The sequence below is a fragment of the Halococcus sp. IIIV-5B genome, from assembly GCF_003602035.1.
GTDB classification, from domain to species: domain Archaea; phylum Halobacteriota; class Halobacteria; order Halobacteriales; family Halococcaceae; genus Halococcus; species Halococcus salsus.
In genome coordinates this window covers 1-996 of record NZ_QZWE01000070.1, presented here as the reverse complement: position 1 = coordinate 996, position 996 = coordinate 1, and the positions used below count along the sequence as shown (strand labels likewise).

The following is a 996-nucleotide window of genomic DNA, read 5'->3' as shown; positions in this document are numbered from 1 at the left end:
CTCGTCGAAGAGGGTCTCGCCGGCGACGAGGTGCTCGCCGACGGTGTCGAGGTCGAGCGTGAGCCCGAGGCCCGGCTCGTCCGGGATCGGGAGCCGACCCGTCCCGAGCACCGTCTCCTCGACCAGGTCGTCCCACCAGCCGAGCTGGTAGGAGTGGTATTCCACTGCGAGCATGTTCGGGATCGCCGCCCCGACCTGCGCGCTCGCCATCGTGCCGATCGGCGAGGAGACGTTGTGCATCGCGAGCGGGATGTAGTAGTCGTCCGCCATGTTCGCGATCTTCATCCCCTCGCGCATCCCGCCCACCCGCGGGATGTCGGGCGTGAGGATGTCGACCGCTTCGTTCTCGACCAAGTGACGGCTCCCGTGGGTTCGGTAGACGTTCTCGCCCGTCGCGACCGGCGTCGTGGTGGCCTGGGTGACCGTCCGCTGGACATCGTGGTTCTCGGGGGGGATCGGGTCCTCGAGCCACCAGATCGGGTACTCCTCGAGCGCGTACGAGAGGCGTTTGGCCCCGTCGGCGGTGTACGACCAGTGACAGTCGAAGGCTACCTCGGCACGGTCGCCGACCCGGTCGAGCACCTCGCGCACGATCGCTTCCTTGTGCTCGATGTCCCGCGGCGAGAGGTGACGATTCGCTCTGTCCTTCTCGTCGCCAGAGGGCACGTCGAGGTCGAACTTGATGGCGTCGTAGCCCAGTTCGCCGACGACGCGTTCGGCCTCCTCGGCGTTCGAGGCGGGTTCGGCCTCGTTGCCGGCGTGACAGTCACAGTAGACCCGCACTTCGTCGCGATACTTCCCGCCCAGCAGTTGGTAGGCCGGAACCCCGAGGAGCTTGCCCGCGAGGTCGTGAAGCGCGATCTCGATGCCCGAGATCGCCGAAATCGCCTTACCGGCGATCGAGCCCTCGCCCGACATCTTCTGGATCAGGTGTTCGTAGAGCCGGTCGATGTCGAGCGGGTTCTCGCCCACCAGGAACGGTCGCATTCGCTCGAT

At 66.8% G+C, this 996-nt stretch carries 1 protein-coding gene; it reads right to left on the bottom strand.

Annotated features, from left to right (window positions below):
- A partial coding sequence (locus D3261_RS19420; RefSeq protein WP_147465014.1) for a mandelate racemase/muconate lactonizing enzyme family protein occupies window positions 1–996 on the bottom strand: 996 nt, incomplete at both ends.